20 protein-coding genes are annotated in these 22,364 nt (G+C 69.8%); 12 read left to right on the top strand and 8 right to left on the bottom strand.

Going from position 1 to position 22,364, the window contains the following annotated elements; genetic code table 11:
• Nucleotides 1-15: 15 nt before the first annotated feature.
• The 3 genes from D7V88_RS08040 to thmT all read right to left on the bottom strand — a co-directional run bounded on the left by D7V88_RS08040 (nucleotide 16) and on the right by thmT (nucleotide 3,605).
• Nucleotides 16-2,604, bottom strand: coding sequence for a LamG domain-containing protein (locus D7V88_RS08040; RefSeq protein ID WP_120540019.1), 2,589 nt, complete (start codon nucleotides 2,602-2,604; stop codon nucleotides 16-18).
• A gap of 54 nt (nucleotides 2,605-2,658) precedes the next feature.
• Nucleotides 2,659-3,324 (bottom strand): alpha/beta hydrolase, encoded by a 666-nt coding sequence (locus tag D7V88_RS08035; protein ID WP_158625027.1) that lies wholly within the window; start codon nucleotides 3,322-3,324, stop codon nucleotides 2,659-2,661.
• 89 nt (nucleotides 3,325-3,413) lie between these two features.
• A complete protein-coding gene (gene thmT / locus D7V88_RS08030; protein WP_120540017.1) occupies nucleotides 3,414-3,605 on the bottom strand; it encodes a 2-hydroxymuconate tautomerase in 192 nt (63 codons plus the stop codon).
• 94 nt (nucleotides 3,606-3,699) lie between these two features.
• On the opposite strand from thmT, the gene D7V88_RS08025 reads away from it, so the two are divergent.
• From D7V88_RS08025 to D7V88_RS07985, 9 genes are all read left to right on the top strand, one after another.
• Entirely contained in the window at nucleotides 3,700-4,593 is an 894-nt protein-coding gene (locus tag D7V88_RS08025; RefSeq protein WP_120540016.1) for a LysR family transcriptional regulator, read from the top strand.
• 158 nt (nucleotides 4,594-4,751) lie between these two features.
• The gene (locus tag D7V88_RS08020; protein ID WP_120540015.1) at nucleotides 4,752-5,309 is read left to right on the top strand and encodes an ester cyclase; all 558 of its coding nucleotides are present in this window, start codon (nucleotides 4,752-4,754) and stop codon (nucleotides 5,307-5,309) included.
• Between the two features lie 160 nt (nucleotides 5,310-5,469).
• Complete coding sequence (locus D7V88_RS08015) at nucleotides 5,470-6,795, top strand: family 16 glycosylhydrolase (protein WP_244238047.1); 1,326 nt, start codon at nucleotides 5,470-5,472, stop codon at nucleotides 6,793-6,795.
• An 81-nt stretch (nucleotides 6,796-6,876) separates the two neighbouring features.
• Entirely contained in the window at nucleotides 6,877-7,623 is a 747-nt protein-coding gene (locus D7V88_RS08010; RefSeq protein WP_120540013.1) for a Type 1 glutamine amidotransferase-like domain-containing protein, read from the top strand.
• Between the two features lie 77 nt (nucleotides 7,624-7,700).
• Nucleotides 7,701-8,561, top strand: coding sequence for a glycoside hydrolase family 16 protein (locus tag D7V88_RS08005; RefSeq protein WP_120540012.1), 861 nt, complete (start codon nucleotides 7,701-7,703; stop codon nucleotides 8,559-8,561).
• Nucleotides 8,562-8,710: 149 nt separating this feature from the next.
• Nucleotides 8,711-10,090: a hypothetical protein gene (locus tag D7V88_RS08000; RefSeq protein ID WP_120540011.1), complete on the top strand. Its 1,380-nt coding sequence runs from the start codon at nucleotides 8,711-8,713 to the stop codon at nucleotides 10,088-10,090.
• Nucleotides 10,080-10,736 carry a hypothetical protein gene (locus D7V88_RS07995; protein WP_244238046.1) on the top strand — a complete coding sequence of 219 codons (657 nt, stop codon included), beginning with the start codon at nucleotides 10,080-10,082 and terminating at the stop codon, nucleotides 10,734-10,736. The genes D7V88_RS08000 and D7V88_RS07995 overlap by 11 nt, the downstream gene beginning before the upstream one ends.
• A 12-nt stretch (nucleotides 10,737-10,748) precedes the next feature.
• On the top strand, nucleotides 10,749-12,293 hold the full coding sequence (locus tag D7V88_RS07990) for a DUF1501 domain-containing protein (RefSeq protein WP_120540010.1): 1,545 nt from the start codon (nucleotides 10,749-10,751) through the stop codon (nucleotides 12,291-12,293).
• 209 nt (nucleotides 12,294-12,502) lie between these two features.
• Entirely contained in the window at nucleotides 12,503-15,946 is a 3,444-nt protein-coding gene (locus tag D7V88_RS07985; RefSeq protein WP_147448654.1) for a hypothetical protein, read from the top strand.
• On the opposite strand, the gene D7V88_RS07980 is transcribed toward D7V88_RS07985, so the two are convergent.
• On the bottom strand, nucleotides 15,926-16,786 hold the full coding sequence (locus D7V88_RS07980; protein ID WP_120540008.1) for a class I SAM-dependent methyltransferase: 861 nt from the start codon (nucleotides 16,784-16,786) through the stop codon (nucleotides 15,926-15,928). The genes D7V88_RS07985 and D7V88_RS07980 overlap by 21 nt on opposite strands.
• Nucleotides 16,787-16,974: 188 nt before the next feature.
• Between D7V88_RS07980 and D7V88_RS07975 the strand changes: the two genes are divergently transcribed.
• Together D7V88_RS07975 and D7V88_RS07970 are read left to right on the top strand one after the other, a co-directional pair.
• Nucleotides 16,975-18,171, top strand: a complete 1,197-nt coding sequence (locus D7V88_RS07975) for an FG-GAP repeat domain-containing protein (RefSeq protein WP_158625026.1) — start codon at nucleotides 16,975-16,977, stop codon at nucleotides 18,169-18,171.
• Nucleotides 18,172-18,255: 84 nt separating this feature from the next.
• Complete coding sequence (locus tag D7V88_RS07970; protein ID WP_120540006.1) at nucleotides 18,256-18,843, top strand: prolyl hydroxylase family protein; 588 nt, start codon at nucleotides 18,256-18,258, stop codon at nucleotides 18,841-18,843.
• 18 nt (nucleotides 18,844-18,861) lie between these two features.
• On the opposite strand, the gene D7V88_RS07965 is transcribed toward D7V88_RS07970, so the two are convergent.
• Nucleotides 18,862-19,158 (bottom strand): hypothetical protein, encoded by a 297-nt coding sequence (locus D7V88_RS07965; protein WP_120540005.1) that lies wholly within the window; start codon nucleotides 19,156-19,158, stop codon nucleotides 18,862-18,864.
• A 235-nt stretch (nucleotides 19,159-19,393) separates the two neighbouring features.
• Here D7V88_RS07965 and D7V88_RS07960 point away from each other — a divergent pair, with 235 nt between their 5' ends.
• Nucleotides 19,394-20,590: a bifunctional methionine sulfoxide reductase B/A protein gene (locus D7V88_RS07960; protein WP_120540004.1), complete on the top strand. Its 1,197-nt coding sequence runs from the start codon at nucleotides 19,394-19,396 to the stop codon at nucleotides 20,588-20,590.
• Nucleotides 20,591-20,645: 55 nt separating this feature from the next.
• Here D7V88_RS07960 and D7V88_RS07955 read toward each other — a convergent pair whose 3' ends face one another.
• The 3 genes from D7V88_RS07955 to D7V88_RS07945 all read right to left on the bottom strand — a co-directional run.
• Nucleotides 20,646-21,908: a saccharopine dehydrogenase family protein gene (locus tag D7V88_RS07955; RefSeq protein WP_120540003.1), complete on the bottom strand. Its 1,263-nt coding sequence runs from the start codon at nucleotides 21,906-21,908 to the stop codon at nucleotides 20,646-20,648.
• Nucleotides 21,909-21,916: 8 nt separating this feature from the next.
• On the bottom strand, nucleotides 21,917-22,069 hold the full coding sequence (locus D7V88_RS42940; RefSeq protein WP_158625025.1) for a hypothetical protein: 153 nt from the start codon (nucleotides 22,067-22,069) through the stop codon (nucleotides 21,917-21,919).
• 112 nt (nucleotides 22,070-22,181) lie between these two features.
• A partial coding sequence (locus D7V88_RS07945; protein WP_120540001.1) for a DUF3253 domain-containing protein occupies nucleotides 22,182-22,364 on the bottom strand: 183 nt, incomplete at its 5' end.

Genomic DNA, 22,364 nt, shown 5'->3' with positions numbered 1-22,364 from the left:
GCGGCGCTCCATCGCTCACGGCGTGTACTTCCAGGTGGCCGTCACCGCCGGCTGGAAGCAGTGCACGTGAGCCTTCGTGGCGCTGGGGATCTCCTGCACGACGCCGGCCCCATACCCCTGGGCACGGCACCACTGGCTCACCTCCAAGCGCGAGCCCGGCTGCGTGTAGTCGCCCAGGTTGGACACCGGCCCCAGCACGGACTTCTCCACGTCCACCCGCAGGCCGGAGTTGAAGCAGCCCACCCACGGCCGCGACGTCACTTCGAATACCTGTCCCGTGGTCCAGCCCTGGGCGTTGCAGAAGCGATGCGCCGCGGCGGTGCAGTGCGTGCCCGTCACCACCCGTTCATCCGTGCAGCCCGAGTGGATCCGCGCCAGCTCCTCGAACGTCACCGCCACGCTCTGGTGCTGGATGGGCGCGCACGCCACCGTCAGGTCCGTGGCCGTGGACGACACCGGCGCGCCCGCGAGCGAGATGGGTGGACGGTTGCTCACCAACTGCATGATGGTGTCCCACGTGTTGGAGGTGGTCGCCATCGCATCCCCCGCGCCCCGCTGCGCGCAGCCCCGGTGCATCGCGGACGCACACGCCTGCGTGTTCAGCGCCGCGCCCCCGGTGCAGGCCGGAGCCTGCGCGCTCATCACGAACTGGCCCGCGGAAGGTGTGTGCTGGATGGCCTCCTCGCGGCAGTTCGCGCCGTGCGCCGTCATGCAGATGCTCCGGTTGGAGCGAGCGTGCGTGAAGATGCGCACCTCGTCGATGGCGCCCCGAAATGAACCCTCGCCATTCACCGGGCAGCGCTGCGCATCCAGGTTCGCGCCCGCGCCGATGTAGAGCGGCCCCGTGCCCAGCCGGGCCGTCCCCGGCGCGATAGGCAGCGTGCGGTTCGTGGGCACGCCGTTGAGGTACTCGTTGAAGACGCCGGTGACGCCGTCCCAGGTGTACGCCAGATGGCTCCACTGGCCCACGGGCAGGACGGGACCGAAGCCCAGGCGCACCCGCTCGCCGTTGACGACCAGGGAGAAGTTCACCCGGTGGCTGGCCTCGTAGATGATGTCCAGTCCGCCCGACTTCTGCATCAGGTAGCGGTACGGGTTGCCGGTGGTGCAACCCGTCTGGATGTCCGCGTCCGGCCGCACCGCGAACTCCACCGACAGGCCCTTCACGTACGCGCCCACGCCCGGCACCGTGCCGGAGGCGTCCGTCAGGTTCACCGCGAGCGCGCTGCCTCCGGGCACCATCAGCGCCTTGCCCTTGCCGTGCGGCTGCCACAGCGAGTCCGTGGGCGCCGAGCGCGTCACCGCGTTGCCCGGGGAGATGGAGGCACCGCCCACCAGCGTGCCCGTGTAGAAGTGGCCGGACAGGTCCGGCGTGCGCGTCAGGTCGTACGCCCCCGCCCGGGTGACCAGCTCGTTCATCGGCAGGACGAGCAGGTGGAACGGATCCATCAACTCGCCCAGGTCCACCTCGTTGTAGTCGGACGTGTTGCTGCCAAAGAGCGCCAGCACGTCGTGCGTCTTCGTCACCGGCAGGTAGTGCGCCTCGTTGCTCTGGCCTACCGGGAAGCTCTGTGACGGCAGGCGCTCCTGCTCGAAGTTCCACATGGGCCCGGAATAGAAGAGGTGCGCCAGGTCCATGCGGTCCGTGTTGATGGCCCCGTCGATGTGGTACGCGGTCCAGTGGGTGTCCGCGCCCACCACGCTCACCGCTTCACGCCGCGCGCCGTCGGTGTACGTGACGGCGATGTAGACGAGGTTGCGCCCCTCGTGGTCCACCCAGGCGTACGCACCCCGGACGAGCGCCCCGGACGTCGTGTCACCGAAGTCCTCGCCCGTGGCCGCCTTCAGTCTCTTCCATGCGAGCGGGTAGCGCTTCACGCCCGCGTTCGTGTCGTTGAACATCATCGACAGCGGACGCGGGTTGCTCCAACCCGTGTTCGCGCACGGCGTCGGGTTGTACGCGTACATCAGGTGGTCGATGCCGCCGTTGTTCGCCGGCCCGCCCTGGTAGATGAGCAGCCGACCGTCCGACGTCATCGTCGGCTCGATGCCCCGGATGGCTGCGCCAGTAACGGTGGTGAGCCTCTCCAGCGCCCCCGTGGTGAAGGACGCAACCTCCGCCTGCGTCGTGAACGGCTGCGACACCCGCACGTCCACCGGGCGACGGCGGAAGATGTTGTCCCCGTTGTACATCTGCGAGTCGAAGAGGAAGGGCTGGTACACCGCGACGCCCCCCGACAGCGTGTACGGCTGCGCCGGGTTGGGGAAGCAGAACGCCAGCGCGTTCTCCCCGTTGTGCACGTCCACCGTCTTCCCCGTGGAGAAGGCCGTGGAGAACGACGGCAGGCCCGACGCGTCGTACGTCACCGCCTCCGGACGGAACACCCGCGCGCGCCACGTGGTCGTCGTCGTCGCGGAGTCCTCACGGACGTTCCCGATGAAGACGCGCCCATCCACCGTCGACGAATGCCCGTTCGAACCGAACGGCGTCCGGATGCGCGTGTTCACCAACGACGGGCGCCCCTCCGCGAGCACCGCCGAGGGCACCCCCACGAGCGCCACACCCAGCAACGCCCCCAGGCTCCAGGTAAGTTTGTTTTGCATGAAAAGGAGGATAATCAAACCTCCCTCGCCTACCCAACCCCACCCGGCCCGCCGTCAGGGATGGGGAAGGACATCGCGCAGGAACCAGCGGACCTCTTCCAGCACCTCACCGTCGACGCCATGCGCGAGCGTCGGCAGCACGCGCAACCGGACGCGGGCGCCGCGCGCTTCGAGCCCCCGCGCGGCCTCCTCGGAGAGCCGGGCGGGAATGACAGCATCGCGCGCGCCGTGCACGAGCAGCACGGGGACGGAGGTGGTGTCCGCGGCCGCGGGCCCGTCCTCCGCGAGCCGCCCGGACAGGGACACGACCGCCATGGGCGCCGGCTGACGGTGGAGCGCCAGCCACTGGGCCACGATGGCACCTTGCGAAAAGCCGACCACGACCAGCCGCTCCGGTCCCAGGTCCCGCTCCGCGAGCGCACCGTCGATCCACGCGGACACCTCCGTGCCAGCCTGCCGTACACGTGCGGGGCGCTCCTGCTCGGTGATGCCCTGGAGGCTGAACCACTGCCGACCCGTGGTGGCCCCGTCGAACAGGTGCAGGCCGTCCAGGACCACGACCTCCGCGTGCGGCACGTCGGGGGACAGTGCCAGCGCGATGGGGAGGAACGACTCCGCGCTCGCGCCCACGCCGTGCAGCAGCACCACCAGATATTCGGCGCGGCCCGAGACCGGAGGCAGGGTGAGCACGCGCGCGGGCGTGGGGGGCTTTGGGGCCATGGGCGTTTTCTCCGTCGGGGAAGGAGGGGTGCGGCTACAGCCCGCTCCGAGGAGCGCGAACAGCAGACACGCGACGAGATCCGGACGCATCAGCTTCGGGACGCGGCCTTGGGCTCTCCGCCCACGCCCCAATTCTCCGCCGGCAGTTCGCGCAGCAGGACGCGGATGCTCTCGCGGGGCACGCCGAGCACCCGTTCGGCCGCGTCGGTCAACTCGCGGATGAGCGCCGCCTTGCGCTCAGGCGTCCGTCCGTCGATGAGGGTGACGTCGATGATGGGCATGACCGGACTCCCAAGGGTTCGTAGGTGCTGTATGGCTGTTCCAGGAGCGCCACCAGGAGCTTCTTGGGCAACAGCCTATTCCACGGATGGAACAATGGACCTGAACCTCCTCAACCTCTTCGTGGCCGTCGCGGAGACGAACAGCTTCACGGAGGCGGCCCGGCGCGTAGGCCTGCCCAAGTCCTCCGTGAGCCGGGGCGTGGCGCGGCTGGAGGCTTCACTGGGCACGCAGCTCATCCATCGCACCACCCGTCACGTGTCGCTGAGCACCGCGGGCCTGGCGCTGTATGAGCGGACGGCGTCGCTGCTCGACTCGCTGAGCAAGGCGGTGGGCACGCTGCCGGAGCGAACGGAGGAACCGTCCGGAGAGCTGCGGCTCACCGCGCCACACGACATCGGCGCGACCTTCCTGCCAGAGGTCATCGCGCGGTTCATCGTGCGGTATCCCCAGGTGCGCATCGACTGCCGGTTGACGAACCGGCAGGTGGACATGGTCGCGGAGGGGTTCGACGTCGCGTTGCGAGCCTCGGGCGGAAAGCTGGCGGACTCGTCGCTGCGGATGCGGCGGCTCGGGACCATCGACCTGCAGCTCTTCGCATCACCGTCCTATCTGGCGCGCCGGGGCGTGCCCCGCACTCCCGAGGACCTGGCGCAGCATGACCTCATCGTCTACCGGGGGCTCAAGCACCTGGGGGAGCTGGGCCTGTCGGAGAAGAACGCGCACGTGGTCGCCGACGACATGGTCTTCCTGCGCGAGGCGGCGAAGGCCGGCGCGGGCATCGCCCCCCTGCCCTCCTTCCTCGCCCTGGCGGACCTGACGGCCGGGCAGCTCGTCCGCGTGCTGCCGCGCTACACGCAGTCGAGCACCTCCCTGACGATGCTCCATCCCCGGGCCCAGCACGTGCCGCGCAAGGTGTCCGCCTTCCGCGACTTCCTCATCGACTACCTCCAGGTCCGGCCGCTCTCGGCGAACCCCGGAGCAAGCTGAGCCAGACGCTCACGCCGCAATCCAGGTTCGTTCCTTTTCAGCAACGGTGAAGTGTCTTTCCGCCCGCTAGTTGCAATCTGGCAACAGCGACATCTTGCGTTCCTGTCAGCACGGCAGCGCGGCACCGAATCCGCGCCGCCTTCCAGGAGGAACCCAAGATGAAGACCCCGACCCTTTCGCTGAAGTCCCCTCGCACCACCGTCGCGCTGCTGGCCCTGACCCTGCTGGGCCCCGCCGCGTGCACGAGCGCGGAGGAGGAACTCGAGCGGTATCAGCAGGCCGAAGCACAGGTGGCCACGCACCTGAGCACGTTCGACACGCTGGACTTCGACGTGTTCACCCACCAGAAGTGGGACCAGCTCCAGCACAGCCACGCGCAGGACATCATCGTCCATTGGCCCGACGGCCATCAGACGCAGGGCATCGACGTCCACATCGCGGATCTCCAGGCGATGTTCGTCTACGCGCCGGACACGCGCATCCAGGTGCACCCCATCCAGCTCGGCTCCGGGGAGTGGACGAGCGTCGTCGGCATCATGGAGGGCACCTTCACCCAGCCCATGCCCCAGCCGGACGGCACCTCCATCGCCCCCACCGGCAAGTCCTTCAAACTGGTGATGAACACCGTCGCCCGTTGGAAGGACGGCGTCATGGCCGAGGAGTACCTGTTCTGGGACAACCAGTCCTACCTGCAGCAGCTCGGCCTCGCGAAGTAGCGCGCCTGCGCGCCGTGGGCCCGGGAACCCGCTGAACAGTCGTCGTTGCCAGTTCCTCCAGGAATCGAACAAACTCTTGCGGTTTACTCGTTTTTCATACAAGTCCACTTGAACCACTCCCGGACCGCCCTCCTGGTCCGGGCCTACCTTCGAGGAAGACTTGGCTTCGAGACCGAGCAGGACGCAGGGGCTGTGGGCGCTGGGATTGCTGATGGGGCTGACGGCGTGCGGCGGGGCTCCGGCCCCGACGGCGCCCGACACGGTGACGCCCGAAGCGCTGGTCGCTCAGGAGCAGTCGGCCACCGCGGCACCGCTGGGCCGGACCATCTGGCTCCGGGCGTGCGCCACGCAGAAGTACGTGTCGGCGGACCGGAACATCCACGCCAACGCGCCGCTGGTCGCCAACCGCGACACCTTCCAGGGCTGGGAACAGTTCGTGGTGGGGGATGCGGGCAATGACTTCATCTCGCTGCGCGTGAGCGAGACGGGCCTCTACGTGTCGGCGGATCCGAACGCGAGCGGCCAGGTGACGGGCTTCCGCACGGCGGTGGGCGACTGGGAGCGCTTCACCTGGGTGCCCTTCCCGGACGGCACCGTGGCCCTGAAGGCGAAGAGCAACAACCTGTTCGTGTCCGCGGATGCGAACCAGGGCGGCACCGCGCCGCTGTACGCCAACCGCACGACGGCGGGCTGCTGGGAGGCGTTCTCCTTCGGCATCGTGGGCGGCGGCAGCGAGGACCGCTGGGTGCAGATCTGGAACGACGAGTTCGACGGCACCAGCTACAACACGGCCAACTGGGCGCCCAACACGGGCGTGCACGTGAACAGCGAGCAGCAGCAGTACACGAACTCGCCCGACAACATCTCGGTGAGCAATGGCACGCTGAAGCTCACCGCGCGCCTGCAGTCCAACAACGGCTACCCCTTCACCTCCGGCCGGCTGGAGAGCGCGGGCAAGCGCGAGTTCAGCCACGGCCGCATTGAGGCGCGCATCAAGATGCCGGTGGGCCCGGGCCTGTGGCCGGCGTTCTGGCTCCTGGGCAACAACATCAACACGGTGGGTTGGCCCGCGTGCGGTGAGCTCGACATCATGGAGAACGTCGGCTACGGCGACTGGGTCTCCGGCGCGCTGCACGGGCCGGGCTACTCCGGCAACACGCCCATCAACGGCCGCTTCTACACGAACTCGTCCGTGAGCGACTGGCACGTGTACCGCACCGACTACTCCTCCACGGACATCAAGTGGTACATCGACGGCGCGCTGGTGAAGACCACGCTGCGCGGCGAGGTCGAGCGCTACGGCGCGTGGGCGTACGACAAGCCCCTGTTCATCATCCTCAACCTCGCGGTGGGCGGCGGTTATCCCTTCGGCGTCAACGGCGCCTCGACGCCCTACTACGGCGTGCCGCAGTCCACCCTGAACCTCATCCGCAACGCCCCCCAGACGATGGAAGTCGACTGGGTGCGCGCGTACCAGTGGCGGTAGTCCCCGCTTCACGCCTTGGGTGAGCAGGACGGGGAGCCGCGGCAGTGGCTCCCCGTCCCCACCCCTCCTATCCTGCCGCGCATGCCGCTTCCGCCCCTGCTCCTGCTGGCCGACAGCGCTCCGTTGTTCTGGCGTGTGGAGGGGCGACCCTTCCTGGACTACGTGCGAGTGCTCACCGGCGCGGAGCTGCGCGTGCCGCCCGTGCGCGCCGCCTACCTGGGCGCCTCCAACGGCGACGTGCCGGCCTTCTACGAAATCTTCACCGCGGCCATGGAAGGCATCGGCCTCACCCACTGCCGGGCCATTCCCGCCGCGCCCTCCTCGGAGGACCTGGAGTGGCTCAAGGGCGCTGACGTCATCCTGCTCGCGGGCGGCGACCCGCGCGTGGGCTGGGAGGCGTTCCAGGCGCACGGGGTGGACACCGTGCTCCGAGAGCGCCATCAGGCGGGCGCGGTGCTGATGGGCGTGTCCGCGGGGGCCATGCACCTGGGCCTGGGCGCGTGGTGCGACGACCTGCCCCAGGAGGGCGAACCCTTCCCCACGTTGGGACTGGCGCCGTACCTCATCAGCGTGCACGAACCTCCGGAATGGCCGGGCCTCAAGCTCGCGGTGCGGCAGGCGGGATTGCCCACGCGGGGGCTTGGCATTCCGCAGGGAGGCGGCGTGCTCCTGCACTCGGATGGCAGCGTGGAGCCCGTGCGCCAGCCCGCGGTGGATGTGTCGCTGGACGTGGAAGGCCGGCTTCACGAATCGCTGCTGCTGCCTCCCACCGCGACCTATCGGGGCGAGGCCCCCGATGCGCCGGTGGACCGGCGGACGCTCCAGTAGCCCCTCCCCTCCTTCACGCGGTCCGCAGTTGGATTCACTCCCCTTCCGGAACACACCTGACGAGGAACAACACAGCCATGGCATTCAGACCGAGCAGGACCGTGGGCGCATGGGCACTGGTGGCGGGGCTGACGGCCTGCGCGGGAGCGCCCGTCGCCCCCCAGCGGGAGGGAGCACTCCGCACGGAGGACGGCTGGGTCCAGGTGTGGGCCGACGAGTTCAACGGCTCGGCCGTGGATGCATCCAACTGGATCATCAACACCAACGTGCACGTGAACCAGGAGCAGCAGCAGTACACGACGTCGCCGGACAACGTGTCGGTGAGCGGCGGCACGCTGAAGCTCACCGCGCGCATGGAGTCCAACAACGGCTATCCGTTCACCTCCGGCCGGGTGGAGAGCGCGGGCAAGCAGCAGTTCGTCCATGGCCGCGTCGAGGCGCGCATCAAGCTGCCGGTGGGCCCCGGGTTGTGGCCGGCGTTCTGGATGCTGGGCAGCGACATCGCGAAGACGGGGTGGCCGGCCTGCGGTGAGCTGGACATCATGGAGAACGTCGGCTTCGGCGACTGGGTGTCCGTCGCGCTGCATGGCCCCGGCTACTCCGGCAACACGCCCATCAACGGCCGCTTCAACCCGAGCACGCCGGTGAGCGACTGGCACGAGTACCGCGTCGACTCCTCGCCCACGGACATCAAGTGGTACGTCGACGGGGTGCTGATGAAGACCACGACTCGCGCGGAGGTGGAACAGCACGGCGCGTGGGCGTTCGACAAGCCCCTGTTCATCATCCTCAACTTCGCGGTGGGCGGCACCTACCCCTCCGGCGTCAACGGCGCGAAGGAGCCCTACTTCGGCGTGCCGCAGGCCACCGCGGACCTGCTGCGCCAGGGGCCCCAGACGATGGAAGTGGACTGGGTGCGCGTCTCCCAGCGCCAGTAGGGCGCCCTACAGCGCCCGACTCGCACGAATCTCCGAAACCGTTTCTGATTCTCCGGGTTGAAGTGTCCGTAGAGGACCTGCCCCCGTTTTTCGGAGCCCGCGTGCCCCCATTTCCTGAAACCCCGAGCCGCTGGTTGCTGCTCGGGTTGATGCTGGGGTTCGCGCCCCCGGCCCTGGCCAAGCCCAGCGGCCCCGGCCTCTTCTGCGCCGAGTACCCCACCGCGCCCGCCTGCCAGGGCACCCAGCCCGCATGTACCTACTGCCACGTGGCCCCGCCCCAGCGGAACGCGTACGGCAGCGCGCTGGAAACCTGGCTGCTCCCGGGCAGCCCTCGCCCCCTCTCCGATGCGGACTTCGCGCAGGCGCTGCCCGCCGCGCTCCGGACCATCGCCAGCGAGGACACCGACGGCGACAAGGCTCCGAACCAATTCGAAATCGAGCAGGGCTCGCTGCCCGGCGACGCCACCAGCGTCCCTCCCAGCGGCGTCTGCGGCGGCGGGGAGAATCCCCAGTTCAAGGTCTGCCAGTACGACACTCGCTTCGTGTACCGCCGGATGCTGAGCGACTTCTGCGGCGTGTCCCCCACCTACGCGCAGGTCCAGACGTTCCTGGAGCTGGGCACCGAGGACCTGAAGCGCGCCTTCATCGACCAGGAGCTGGACCGCTGCCTCAAGTCCGACTTCTGGCGCGGCAAGCACGGGCAGTTGTGGAAGGTGGCCCACCCGAAAATCAGGCCCGTGGGCTCCATCAAGTCCGGCGAGGACGCGGGCCAGATTCCCCTGGCCGACTACTACGACGATTACGCCCTCTTCACCTGGTCCCAGACGGACGACCACGACGCCCGCGAAGTCCTCACCGCGCGGTACTTCGTGAAGCGTTCGGGCACGAACCCCACCACCTACGCGTCCGTCAACACGCTCTCATCGCAGACGGTGGACGCCGCGCACCGCGCCGGCAACATGACGAGCGCGTGGACGCTCACCTCGTTCGTGATGTTCACCGCGCTGCCGCGCAACGCCGCCTCGCAGATGTACCGCGCGTACCTGGGCCTGGACATCGCGAAGCAGGAGGGCCTGCACAGCGTCGCCAACGAGCCTCGCGACTACGACGCCAAGGGCGTGAAGGCCGAACAGTGCGCCGCGTGCCACGCGACGCTCGACCCGCTGTCGTACCCGTACCGCAACTACAACGGCATCGGCGGCGCGCTGTCCAACCGCTACCTGCCCAACCGCCTGGAGCTGCTGTTCCCCAATGATGTGGAGACCCTGAAGCAGACGCCGGAGAAGGGCGTCATCCTGGGGCAGCCCGTCAACGACCTGTTGGAGTGGGCCCAGGTGGCCAGCAACAGCGACGCCTTCGCCATCTCCACCGTCACCGACTACTGGAAGCTGCTGGTGGGCCACGCCCCCACGCCGGAGGAGAACGAAGAGTTCGTCCGCACGTGGCAGGCCCTGCGCACCCCCCACAACTACCGCGTGCAGAAGATGCTGCACGACCTGATCCGCACGGAGGCCTACGGTGCGCCCTGAACGCCTGCTGCTCACCTGTCTGCTCCTGACGGGTTGTTCGGACAAGATTCCCCTCGCCGTCGACCTGGGCCCTGACGCCAACCCTGGGGTGACGCCCTCCTACGACGGCGGCGTCGCGAAGTCCCAGAAGGGCAATCTGCGCTTCAAGGGACCGGAGCGGCTGTCGCTCGACCTGGCCGCCGCGCTGGAACTGCCCGTGTCGTCCGTGTGCAACGAGCTGGGCCAGTACCCGTGCGTGAACGTGCACGGCGTGTCCCTGGGCGGCGTGGATCCCTACGCGCACAGCGTCTACGAAACGGCCCCGGTGACAGGCGCCGCCGCGCCCATCACGGTGGAGCGCACCGTGCTCTCCGCCTGCAACGCGCGCATCGCCCAGGACATCAACGCGCCGGCCACGGCGGTGGTGTTCAAGGACGTGGCGCTGACGAACGGCAAGCTCACCGACCCCGCGAGCCCCGCCGTCGCCACGGCCCTGTCGTCCCTGGTGCGCCGGGCGTGGTTGCGCGACCCGACCCAGGACGAGCGCGACACGCTGGTGCAGTTGGCGCGCGACGTGGAGGCCACTGGCACGCCCAATCCGGGCGTCGCCTGGATGCAGGCCGCGTGTCTCGCTGTCTTCTCTTCCGCCGAAGCCGTCTTCTACTGAGGAACCCCGTCCATGACCCTCAAACACACCGGTCGGTTGTCGCGTCGGGAGATGCTGCGCGCGCTGTCACTCTGCGCGGCGGGCTCCGCCACCCTGGGCCCCCTCCTCTCCGGCTGCCGTGAATCGCTCCAGACGCCCGAGGCGCTGGAGAAGCTGGGCCGCAAGCGCGACCTGCTCGACGGCAAGCCCAAGTTCCTCATCGTCATCGGGGCAGCGGGCGGCGCGTCCATCGTGGACAGCTTCCTCGCCGTGCGTCAGTCCGAGTGCGCCAACGCGGGCGCGCTCAACACCTTCCCGGACGCGCAGGTGCAGTCCGTGGCGGGCAGCCCCTTCCGCGCGGTGAAGTACAGCAACAGCCGCCTGGGCAGCATCCCCATCCCGGTCGACACCGACCAACTGGCGTTCGTGAAGAAGCACATGAACGACATGCTGGTGGCCACGTCCGTGGGCACGTCGGTGAACCACAACATCGCCCAGAAGCGCTCGCTCACGGGCAACGCGGCCTGGCGGGGCCGCACGCTCCAGGAGGCCGTCGCGCTCCAATGGGGCGCCAGCATGCCGCTGCCCAACGTCAACATGGGCACCGGCGGCTACTCCGAGCGCGGCACCGATGGGGACCTGCCCCTGGCCTGCTTCGGTGAGACCGTGGTCAACCCGTCCCTCTGGCCCCTGGGCCTGGACGGCTCGCGCGGCATCGCCAACGCCCCGTCGAAGGATGTGATTGCCCTGGCGCGCTCCACGCGCAACGCCCTGGATGAGCGGTCCATCTTCGGCCGCACCTTCCAGGACAGCCCAGCGCTGAAGCGCTGGCACGAACAGCGCAGCGTGCAGCAGCCGAAGCTGGAGGGCATGGACCTCATCACCCGGCTCAACATCCTGCCCAACGCGCCGCCGCAGATTCCGCTGGCGCAGTATGGATTGGACAGCTCGCCGGACGGGGCGCGACTGCGCGCGGCCTTCCCCGCGTTCTTCACCGACCCGGTGGAGGGCCAGGCGGCGCTCGCGTTCCTCCTGCTCAAGTACCGCGTGTCCGTGTCGGTGACGCTGGGGCCCGACTTCAACGTCGCGGTGGGGGGGCCCAACGGCATCGCCAACCCACCGCTCGCGTTCGACATCAGCCACAACGACCACCGGGGCGGGCAGGCCTTCATGTGGGCGCGCATCCTGGGCGCGGTGGATTCGCTCATCGGCCTGCTCAAGTCGGAGCCGTTCGACGCGGCGACGGGCGAGTCCATGTGGGACCGCACGATGATCTACGTGGCCACGGACTTCGGGCGCACCCGCCCGCGCCCCACCCACGCCACCGAGTTCGGTTCGGGCCACGACCTCAACAACGGCTTCCTGCTCCTGTCCCCCATGGTGAAGGGCAATACGGTCCTGGGCGGCATGGACCCGAACACCACGCTCACCTACGGCTTCGACGCGCGCACCGGGCAAGCGCAGCCGGGCAAGGTGACCTCCAACGAACCGGACATCTTCTCCGGCGTCCTCACCGCCATGGGCGCCGACCTGGGAGGCAGCGGCCTGCCAGACGCGAGCGCCTTCAAGCGCGCCTGATGCCGGAATCCGGGCGGCGAAATGCAAAACAATCCGCCGGGCGGCCTCCACCGTAAAGGGACGGGAACATCCGTTCTCCGAGGGGGCTGGCCATGGCGGTCCGAGGTCTGGCGGGAGGCGGAGGGTTCGCCTCCTTCACGAGGGTTCCCGCAGGGGAACCGAAGGCGGTGTCGGCGCGTCCGGGCGTTGTTTCGGGGGCGTCCCCCGCCGTGCCGACGCCGGGTGTGCTCCAGGAGCGGGCCCGCGACGGCTTCACGTCGGCGCCCGCATCGGCGCGGCGGATGGACCTGCTGGGGAGCGGGCCGTCCACTGCCAACGCGACCTCATCGGTCGGGACGACGCCGGCCACCCCGGGCCCCCGGGCCTCCATGGCGCCCGCGGCCCAGACGGTGCGGGGCACGACGCCCAAGAACGAAGGCGTCTCACTGCCCTTCCGCGCGGACCTGACCGCCCTGCGCACGCGGATGAAGGGGCAGGCCCCGACCGAGGCCCAGGTGCTGGAGGAGATCAACGCCCAGTACCAGCGACGGCACCCCGGCGCGCCCAAGATGGAGTGGGTCGGCACGAAGCCCGCCGACAAGGCGCTCTGGGAGGATGTGCAGAAGGGCTTCATCGTGGTGCAGGTCCGTGACACCACGCTGAAATCCGTGGACGCGAAGACGGCGGCCGGACGGGACGCCTTCGCGAAGAAGCTGCCACCGGAGGAGCGGGCCTCGCTGGAAGCGGAGGTGGATCGCCGCTACGGGCAGAAGACGCAGAGCACCGACAAGCCCGCCACGCCGGAGGAGAAGGCCTACCGGGAAGCGCTGCGCCAGGACCTGCTGAAGCAGCGTCAGGCGCTGGAGGGCGTGCCCCCGCACGTGCGCGACTTCCTCCTGAGCCAGGAGGGCCCCGCCGGACCCGTGGATCCAGAGACGCTGAAGCGGGTCGCCGCGAAGCTCTCCACCCTGTCGCCCGCGGAGCTGGCGGACTACGCGAGCCGGGTCACCGGCAACACGACGGACCTGGGCGACTTCGAAGCGTCCGTGGACCGCTACCGTCAGGAGCGCACCGAGCGCACGGACGCGGCCGACAGCCTGCGCCAGTTGCAGACGCGGCTGACCACGCCCGCGCAGGTGTACTCGGACTACAACGCGTACCGCGCGCAGGTCGACTCCAACGAAGGACTGTTCATCACGGGCTCGTCGGCGGCCGTCCTGGAGGACAAGCTCAAGGCGGAGCTGCCCCAGCACGGGTTCGCGGACATCCCCGCGTACGAGAAGTCCCTCAAGGACTTCCGCGCGGGCTTCGAGCAGGAGGCGCGGGCGCTGGGAGAGGCGCAGCTCACCCGGTACGCACACGACCTGTTCGCGGCGGAGTCGCGCTACGCGGATCCGACGGTGCTCAACCAGGCGCTCGACCCGGCCCGGAAACTCTACGAACAGGCGAAGGCGCTGCGCGCGAAGGCGGACCTCATCGAACGTCCGCCCAACGCGTCCGTGGCCCGGCCCCAGGGCGACGTCGCGAAGCTTCGCGCGGACGCCAACAGCCTCGTCTTCAAGGCGGAAGGGCTGCTCAAGAATGTCGCGGAAGGGCACCCTCTGCTGGCACGGGACCTGAAGTTCGCGCAGCGGCTGGCCCAGGTGCCGGCGGGGGAGACCTCCAAGCTCCTGAAGGCCCAGATGGATCAACGTCGCCAGGACATCGCGACGACGCGCGCGAAGCTGCGCGACGATCCGAAGTTCCTCTACGGGCTGGACAACCTGCTCGCGGCCTCGCGCGTGGAGCAGGGCCTCCAGCCCGGCTCGCTGCCGGCGCGGATGATTGATGACCACCTGAACGGCAAGCGGGGCGAACAGGTGTTGAAGGACGTCGCGGTGGCCAGCGTGCTGGTGGGCGCGGGGCTGCTGTCGGGCGGCGCCGGCATTCCCGGCCTCGTCGTGGCAGGGGTGTCCGCGGGCGTGAGCGCGTACCAGGCCAAGGAGGCGCTGGAGCAGTACCAGTCCGGCGTCGCCGCGAACAACACGGGCCTGTCGTCACAGGAGCCCTCCTTCGGCTGGGTCGTGCTCGCGATGGCGGGCGCGGCGGTGGACCTGGGAGGCGTCGCGAAGGCGGCGCGCGTGCTCGACTCGATGACGGACGCCGTGCGGGAGTTCAACGCCGCCAGGAACCTGGGGAAGCTGGAGCAGCGGCTCAAGACCGTGCCGGGGATGACGCCCCGGGTCCAGGAACAGGTGATGGAAGCGGCGCGAAACGAGGCGCGGCTGCAACAACAGGTGAAGGGGCTGCTGACGCGCGGCGGCCCGATCCAGGTGCGCGAAGGCGCCGCGCCGGACGCGCGGCTGGGGGAGCTGTCCGGCGTGGCCCGCTCGCTCGCGGAGCGGGGCGAGGACTCCTTCGGCCGGTTCCTGCAGGAGTTGAAGACGAACAAACTCATCGACGGTGAGCCGTCCACCGGCGCCCTGAAGCGGCTCAAGGAGGTCTACGAGGACGGCGTGCAACAGGCGAAGCAGGCCCGGAAGGCCGCGGAGACGAAGCTCCTGGACGGTCTCGAGGACGCGAAGCCGACCACGACCCCGGCGGCCAAGAAGGCCCCGACACCGGAGGTGCCCACGCCCAAGGCGAAGGCCCCCGAGGTGAAGACACCCAAGGCGAAGGCCCCCGAGGTGCCCACGTCCAAGGTGAAGACGTCCGACGTCAAGACGCCCGAGGTCAAGACGCCCGTGAAGCCCGCGCCGGTCGCGGGCACCGGCCCGAAGGAAGCGCTGGAGGAGTACAAGAAGATCGCCGCCCGCTTCGACGTGGACGACGACTTCAGCACGCAGGACATGCAGGCGCAGGTGCTGCGCACCTTCGAGAAATCAGGCGGCGACGCGGAGATGGCGCGGACCCTGAAGGCGATGAGCGAGCAGGACCCGTCCACCTTCAACCGGGCCTTCGCCATCGAACCGCTGGGCGTGCTCTTCGAACTGGGGGCTTCGAAGAATCCGGAGCTGGTCCAGTACGCGAGGAGGGTCCTCGCGAACACGCTCAACGGCACCTTGCGGCCCGAGGACATGAAGAGCGCGCTGCGCGACGCCACCTTCCTGTCGGAGCTTCCCCCCGCGGGCCCAGTGCGGGAGATCACCGACGGCTACGGCGCCAGCGGGCGGCTGTTCGTGGGCGAACGCGACGGCAAGCCGCTGGTCTTCAAGACCGACAACAAGCTCGATCTCATCTACCGGGACCCGTCCACCTACGAGGTCGACCTCACGGTGCGGGCGCTGGAGTCCTACCAGGGCCCGAAGTACGCGGGGCAGTTCCGCGTCACGGATCCCGCGACGGGGCTCTGGCGACAGGCGGTGGGCATGGACAAGGTGGAGGGCCAGAACCTGGGCGCCCTGCTGGACCTCCAGGCCTCCGGCAAGCCCCTGCCCTTCCCCATCACCGAGCGGCACATCGAAGCCCTCCATCAGTTCGAGGAGGCGCTGCGCCGGGACGGCGTCAAGGTCAGCGACACCACCTGGGGCGACTTCTTCCTGACGCCGGATCCCAAGCGCCCGCTGGCGCCGCTGGACATGCTCCCCGTCCAGGGCCAGTTGCCCACCACGGGCATCCGGGGCCCGGAAGGAAAGAGGGTGGAGGACGTCCTGCGCAAGCTGATGAAGGCGCCTTCAGCGAAACCTCAGCCCTGAGCCCGGAAGCCTCGCCCACAGCACCGTGGCGTTGGGCCGGGCGGGCTCCGGGGTGATGCCCAGCTTCTTGAAGTCCTGTGAGTAGCGCGAGCCCTTGATGACCACCGCCCGGCGCGCCACGCGCCGGGCCTCCTCCACCGTGGCGCGCGTCAGCGGCGAGTAGTCCGCGTGGCGGCGCAGCGTCTCGAACGCGACCGAGGACTTGCGCTCGCGCTCGAACATCGGGTCGAAGAGCACCACGTCGAACGCACCCTCCGGAAGCGCGCGCAGCGCTTCGGCCGCATCCGCATGCATCACCTCCACCGCGCACGCTGCCGGATGGCGCGGCAGGCCCGCGAGCCCGTGGTGCACCAGCAGGTAGAGGGCCGGACTCTTCTCCAGCGCGGTGACGCGCCCCGAAGGCCCCACCAGCCGCGCCGCCACCTGCGCATCCGCGCCCAGGCCCAGCGTGCAGTCCAGCACGCGCTCCCCTTCGCGCAGCTCCGCGATGCGCAGCAACATGTCCTCCGGCACGCCCGCGTCCAGTTGCTTCACGCGCAGGTGCGCAAGCCCCGGGGAGAAGCGCAGCGCACCCTGTGCGTCCACCAGGGACACCGCGGAGGACTCGAAGACGATGAGCGCGTCCGCCATGTCGGTGAGCAGCTTCTTCAGGGGCAGCTTGTGGTGACGCTCCACATACGGCACCCCCACCGACTCCGCCGCCTCACGCGCACGCTGTGCGAGCCCCCCGTCCACCCGGTCCGACGTGGTGACCACCAGCGCGTGGCGGAGGGACGACCCACGGGGTTCGAACGACGGCTCGGACGACGACGCGGAGGGAGGCTCGGACGAAGCGGGCATGGCGGGCCGTGGAGCCTACCCCGCGCATGCGAGCCGTCTGCCGTCTGTCACCCGCCCGGCACCACCCCTCCCTCCAGGGGCATGGTCCCGCATGGTGTCGCGCCTTAAGTCTTGCACCGCGAACTGGGATGTCACGGAAAACCTGTTCGTACGGCATTGCAGGTTCAAGGCGCAGAGGGGGACATGACATGCGACACCACCGGATGGCCCATGCTGGCGTGCTGCTGTTCAGCGTGACGGGGCTGCTGGGCATGGGGCTGACGCGCGCGGTGCCGGACCCCACCCCCGTGCTCCGGCCCGTGCTCGACCCGCCGTTGGCGTCGCCCACGGGGACGGGGCCGCGCGCGCTGGCGCTGGGAGACTTCGACGCGGATGGCCGCATGGACGTCCTCACGGCCAACCACCGCGAGGGCAACGTGTCGCTGCTGCGGGGGCTGGGGGATGGGACGTTCGCGGCGCCGGTGGACACGGCCACGGGCCTCATGCCCACTGGCGTCGCCGTGGGCGACTTCAATGGGGACGGGCGCCTGGACGCCGTCACCAGCAACTTCGTCGGCACCGTGTCGGTGCTGCTCGGCCGGGGAGACGGGACGTTCACGCCCCGGAGCGACCTCGCGGTGGACCGTGAGCCCTCCTCCGTCGGCGTCGGCGACTTCAATGGAGATGGGCTGCTGGACGTCGTCACCTCCAACAGCCTCTCCGACTCCGTGTCGGTGCTGCTGAGCCACGGCGACGGGACGTTCGCGCCCCGGAAGGATGCCCCCACCGGGACGGGGCCCTTCATGGTGGCGGTGGGCGATTTCAACCAGGACGGGAAGGCGGACCTCGTCACCGCCAACTTCGTGGACACGGTGTCGGTGCTGCTCGGCCACGGAGACGGGAGGTTCGCGTCCCGCGTGGACTTCCGCACGGGCAACTCGCCCTATTCGGTCGCGGTGGCGGACGTGGACGGCGACGGAGCCCTGGACCTCGTCACCGCGAACTTCCTGGACCGCAGCGTGTCCATCCTGCGCGGCACGGGCACCGGCACGTTCCAGCCCCGCACGGACTTCCACGTGGAGGGCGGGCCGTACTCCGTCGCGACCCTGGACTTCGACGGGGACGGGAAGCTGGACCTCGCCACCGCGAACTTCTTCGAGGACACCGTGTCCCTCCTGCCGGGCCGGGGCGACGGCGCCTTCGGCGCGGACACCCGCTTCGCCACGGGGGACGGGCCCTACGCGGTCGCGGTGGGCCGCATCAACCACGACGCGAAGCCGGACCTCGTGACGCCGAACGCGCGGGGCCGCGACGTCTCCACGCTGCTGGGTGCCGCCACACCGAGCGCGTCCGTGGACCTCACCGAGGCCCCGAAGCCCGCCATGCCCGGACCGAGCCCCGAGTAGCGCGTCCCGACAGGATACGGGCGGAGGCACGAGGCCCCCCGTTTCGGGCATCATGGGCCGCGACCCGAGCCTTCGGAGGTCCCCATGCTGAACATCCTGCCGAACCCGGAGGAGGAGCTCGACGAGCGCAACCCGCTCCTCATCACCGTCGAGCACCTGCTCAGCGCCGACGAGTGCCGCGCGCTGATTGAACGCATCGAGGGCGTGGGTCCGACGGCGGCGCCCATCACCACGTCCTCGGGCTTCGTGATGCGCCCCGACATCCGCAACAACACCCGGGCGATGTTCGACGACGTCGCGCTGGCCACGACGTTGTTTCAGCGCATCGCGCCCCACGTGCCGCGCCGCCTGGAGCGCGAGTGGGAGGCCTGCGGGACGAACGAGCGACTGCGCTGCTATCGCTACGACGTGGGCCAGTACTTCGCACCGCACTACGACGGCGCCTTCGTGCGCCACCGCGACGAGCGAAGCCTGCTCACCTTCATGGTCTACCTGAATGACGGCATGCACGGAGGCGCGACGAACTTCTTCTCGCTCGGGCACTCCGTGACGCCGAGCATGGGCACCGCCCTGCTCTTCAACCACCACGTGCTGCATGAAGGCGCGGAGGTCACCGAGGGCCGCAAGTACGCGCTGCGCACCGACCTCATGTACCGGCGCATGAGCGCGTGACGAAGCGCCCGCCTCCGGCTAGCGGGAGCCCTTCAGCTTCGACCACATCAGGCCGACGAAGGTGTCGGGGGCCGGCTCCGCGCGCATCAACTCCGCGTCCTCGTGGCCGCGAACAGGGGGCGGAAGGGCCCGGGGCACCCCGGGCAGCGGCAGCGGCTCCGACCAAGTGAGCCCCTGCGCATGGCGCTCCATCACCTCCGCGAACGAGCGCCGGGGCGTGGTGCTGGAGGAGATGGCCGCGGTGCTCTCCACCCGCTGGAGCGCCCGGATTCGCAGGACGACGCTGGCGCCCTCGGCCCGCGAGATGCCCGTCACCCGTCCGATTGGACCTCTTGGTCCGCGTCCCTCGCCCATCGGCTTGCCTCCCGTTGCTGGCCAAACGTAGCGCCGGCCTGCCTTCCCGGCCACTGCCCGGGCCCGCGGAAGGGCGCGGGAAGGCCCGGTTGCCCACCCTGGGCCTTCAGGACTCAACAATCCCTGAAACCGCACCTGGGGGTCCCGCGTACCAGGGAGGAGCGCCCACCCCGGGCGCGTCCGGAGGCCCGAGTCCATGTCGTCCGCCCCAACCGTCTCCCCCCTCGCCCGGCGCGCCCCTCCGTCGGTGGCGCGCCGGCTGTGGCCCGTGGCGCTGGTCCTGTTCGCGGCGTTGAGCGCGTGCACCGAGGCCCGCGGCGCCGCGCCGGGCACCCCTCCCGGCTCCGCCGAATCCGCGCAGGTGAAGGACGGCCGCAAGTACACGAAGCCGTCCGACGAGGAACTGCGGCGCACCCTGTCGCCGACCGTCTATCAGGTGACCCAGAAGGAAGGCACCGAGCCGCCCTTCCGCAACACCTACTGGAACCACCACGAGGAAGGGCTCTACGTGGACGTGGTCAGCGGCGAGCCCCTGTTCTCCTCGCGCGACAAGTTCGAGTCCGGCACCGGCTGGCCCAGCTTCACCCGCCCGCTGGCGAAGGAGCACGTGGTGGAGAAGCGCGACAGCAGCCTGGGCATGGTGCGCGTGGAGGTGCGCTCCAAGGACGGGGACTCCCACCTGGGCCACGTCTTCGAGGACGGGCCGGAGCCCACGGGCCTGCGCTACTGTATCAACTCCGCGTCGCTGCGCTTCATCCCCGTGAACGAGCTGGCCGCGAAGGGCTATGGCGCGTGGCTGCCGACCTTCGGCCGCGCGGCCCCGGGCGAACCCCAGGGCACCCTGGCCCCGGCCACCGGCGCGGTGGTGCTGGCGAAGGCGAAGGCCCCGACGGAGGCCACCACGGAGACGGCGTACCTGGCGGGTGGATGCTTCTGGGGCATGCAAGACCTCCTGCGGAAGATCCCCGGCGTCATCGAAACGGAGGTCGGCTACACGGGCGGCGCGAAGACGTCCGACCACCCCACCTACGAGGACGTGCACCTGGGGACGACGGGCCACGCGGAAGCGGTGCGCGTCGTCTTCAACCCGAAGCTGCTGACGTACGAGGGGCTGCTGGAGAAGTGGTTCTTCCGCATGCACGACCCGACGACGCTCAACCGCCAGGGCAACGACGTGGGCACGCAGTACCGCTCCGCCCTCTTCTACCTGTCGGACGCGCAGAAGAAGACGGCCGAGGCGGTGAAGGCGCGCGTCAACGCGTCGGGCAAGTGGCCCCGCCCCGTCGTCACGCAAATTGCCCCCGCGGGCGAGTGGACCCCCGCCGAGGGCTACCACCAGGACTACCTGGTGAAGAACCCGGGCGGCTACACCTGCCACTACCTGCGCGACTGAAAGCAGCGCGGCCAGGCCCCTCGCGCATGCAGGCGAGGGGCTCCAGCCAGGGGCGTCACGCGGCGCGGTCGTGGACCTCGAAGGTCATTCCCGCCTTGCGCAGACGCTCCACCAGCACCATCCCCATGGCGGACGCGGGCGTGAGGACGCCGCCGCGCTTGGGCAGGGTGTCGAAGGCGAGGCACAGCGCAGACTCCGCGAGCATGCGCGACGTGGCCGCGTAGCCCGGGTCTCCCTTCGACGCCACCTTGCCCTCCACCTTCACGCGCTGGCCGCTCTTGGGCGACAGGCCTTCCCCCAGCATCCGCACCTCGAAGCGACCGCTCTCGCGAATCTTGGCGGACGGCCCCTGTCCGGGCGCGGGCAACACGTGCTTCTCCAAGAGGCCGCGCACCGCGTCCACGCTCGATGCGGCCATGAAGCCTCCCAGCCCCGCGGTGGTGGACGCGGCCAGCGCGAGCCCCCTGGCGCCGGGCCCGAAGTCGGTGACCTCCGCGTAGAAGAAGTCGCGGCCCCAGGGGAAGCCCAGGAGCGCGTTGGAGCGGCGCACGACGCGCGTGTTGACGGAGGCCATCAAGAACGGCGCCGTCCACCCACCCGTCTCCGGGCTCTTGCGCACGGTCATCTGGTCGCGCTCCTCCTTCGTGCCCCGGCCGGGCTCCGGATCCAACGCGTGGGCGCTCGTCAGCACGCGGCGCAGCGCTGGCTCCGCCTTCACCGCGTCGAACGTGTCCATCATGCTGGCGACGGTGCCGCCGCTGAAGCCGCCGCGCATGTGCGTCAGGTGGTAGCGCACCTGGTCGCAGTGGCCGCCGTGCCGCTCGCGCATGTAGTCCTGGACCATGAGGACGCCCAGGTCGGAGGGGATGGAGTCGAAGCCGCACGTGTGGACGATGCGCGCCCCGGTCTCCCGTGCCTGGGTGTCGTGCGCGTCGATCATCTTGCGCATCCAGTGCACTTCACCGGTCAGGTCGCAGTAGTCCGTGCCCGCGCGGGCGCAGGCGGCCACCAGTTCGCTGCCGTAGCGGTTGTAGGGCCCCACCGTGGAGATGACGACGCGCGTGCGCGCCACCAGCGCATCCAGCGAGGCGGCGTCCTTCGCGTCCGCGATGACGACCGGCAGGGAAGCGCAGGCGGGATTCAGCCCGGTCAGCTCCGCTCGGACCTTCTCCAGGCGGCCCGCGTCCCTTCCGGCGAGCGCCCACTTCGCGCCGTGCGCGTCCTGCGAACGGGCCAGGTATTCCGCCACCAGTCGGCCGGTGAACCCCGTGGCACCCCACAGGACGATGTCGAACTCGGTCTTCTTCTCGCGGGCCATGAAGTCTCCTAGTACCGGAAGTCCGCCACCACGGTGGACGGGCGCAGGCCAGAGGTGGAGCGCCCGGGCCACGTCATCGTGACGCGGGTACGAAGCTGCGACAGCGGCACCGGCGGCGACAAGGTGTACGCGTCGTTGAAGAGATACCAACCCCAGGTCATGTCCTGCGGGACAAGGGGCCCCTCGCGTAGTCGGCCCTCCATGTGAGCGCAAGCAGGATTGCGTGACGGCGGCGCCTGCTGTGCCTTACGCCACACCGAAAGACGCCCGGCGTCACGAACGCAATCGCAGACGGATGGGACCGCGCACGGTGGAAGGGTCCACCACCCGACCGCCCTGGACGATGTCCAGCACCCCGCGCGCGACGAGCCTGCGGGCCGCCTCGCGCACGGGCTCCATCCGGGAGCGCCAGTCCCCCTCCCCCACCGCGCGGGCGACCTCGGAGGGGCACACGGT

It is taken from the genome of Corallococcus terminator, assembly GCF_003611635.1.
In the GTDB taxonomy this organism is placed as follows: domain Bacteria; phylum Myxococcota; class Myxococcia; order Myxococcales; family Myxococcaceae; genus Corallococcus; species Corallococcus terminator.
This window is presented reverse-complemented; position numbering and strand designations above follow the sequence as displayed.

Coding starts and splice junctions, on each gene's coding strand:
- D7V88_RS07970 (WP_120540006.1), top strand. CDS start 18,256: ATGCTGAACATCCTGCCGAACCCGGAGGAGGAGCTCGACGAGCGCAAC.
- D7V88_RS08000 (WP_120540011.1), top strand. CDS start 8,711: ATGCTGGGGTTCGCGCCCCCGGCCCTGGCCAAGCCCAGCGGCCCCGGC.
- D7V88_RS08010 (WP_120540013.1), top strand. CDS start 6,877: ATGCCGCTTCCGCCCCTGCTCCTGCTGGCCGACAGCGCTCCGTTGTTC.
- D7V88_RS07975 (WP_158625026.1), top strand. CDS start 16,975: ATGCGACACCACCGGATGGCCCATGCTGGCGTGCTGCTGTTCAGCGTG.
- D7V88_RS08025 (WP_120540016.1), top strand. CDS start 3,700: ATGGACCTGAACCTCCTCAACCTCTTCGTGGCCGTCGCGGAGACGAAC.
- D7V88_RS08035 (WP_158625027.1), bottom strand. CDS start 3,324: ATGGCCCCAAAGCCCCCCACGCCCGCGCGCGTGCTCACCCTGCCTCCG.
- D7V88_RS08005 (WP_120540012.1), top strand. CDS start 7,701: ATGGCATTCAGACCGAGCAGGACCGTGGGCGCATGGGCACTGGTGGCG.
- D7V88_RS07980 (WP_120540008.1), bottom strand. CDS start 16,786: ATGCCCGCTTCGTCCGAGCCTCCCTCCGCGTCGTCGTCCGAGCCGTCG.
- thmT (WP_120540017.1), bottom strand. CDS start 3,605: ATGCCCATCATCGACGTCACCCTCATCGACGGACGGACGCCTGAGCGC.
- D7V88_RS07960 (WP_120540004.1), top strand. CDS start 19,394: ATGTCGTCCGCCCCAACCGTCTCCCCCCTCGCCCGGCGCGCCCCTCCG.
- D7V88_RS07955 (WP_120540003.1), bottom strand. CDS start 21,908: ATGGCCCGCGAGAAGAAGACCGAGTTCGACATCGTCCTGTGGGGTGCC.
- D7V88_RS08020 (WP_120540015.1), top strand. CDS start 4,752: ATGAAGACCCCGACCCTTTCGCTGAAGTCCCCTCGCACCACCGTCGCG.
- D7V88_RS42940 (WP_158625025.1), bottom strand. CDS start 22,069: ATGACCTGGGGTTGGTATCTCTTCAACGACGCGTACACCTTGTCGCCG.
- D7V88_RS07990 (WP_120540010.1), top strand. CDS start 10,749: ATGACCCTCAAACACACCGGTCGGTTGTCGCGTCGGGAGATGCTGCGC.
- D7V88_RS08040 (WP_120540019.1), bottom strand. CDS start 2,604: ATGCAAAACAAACTTACCTGGAGCCTGGGGGCGTTGCTGGGTGTGGCG.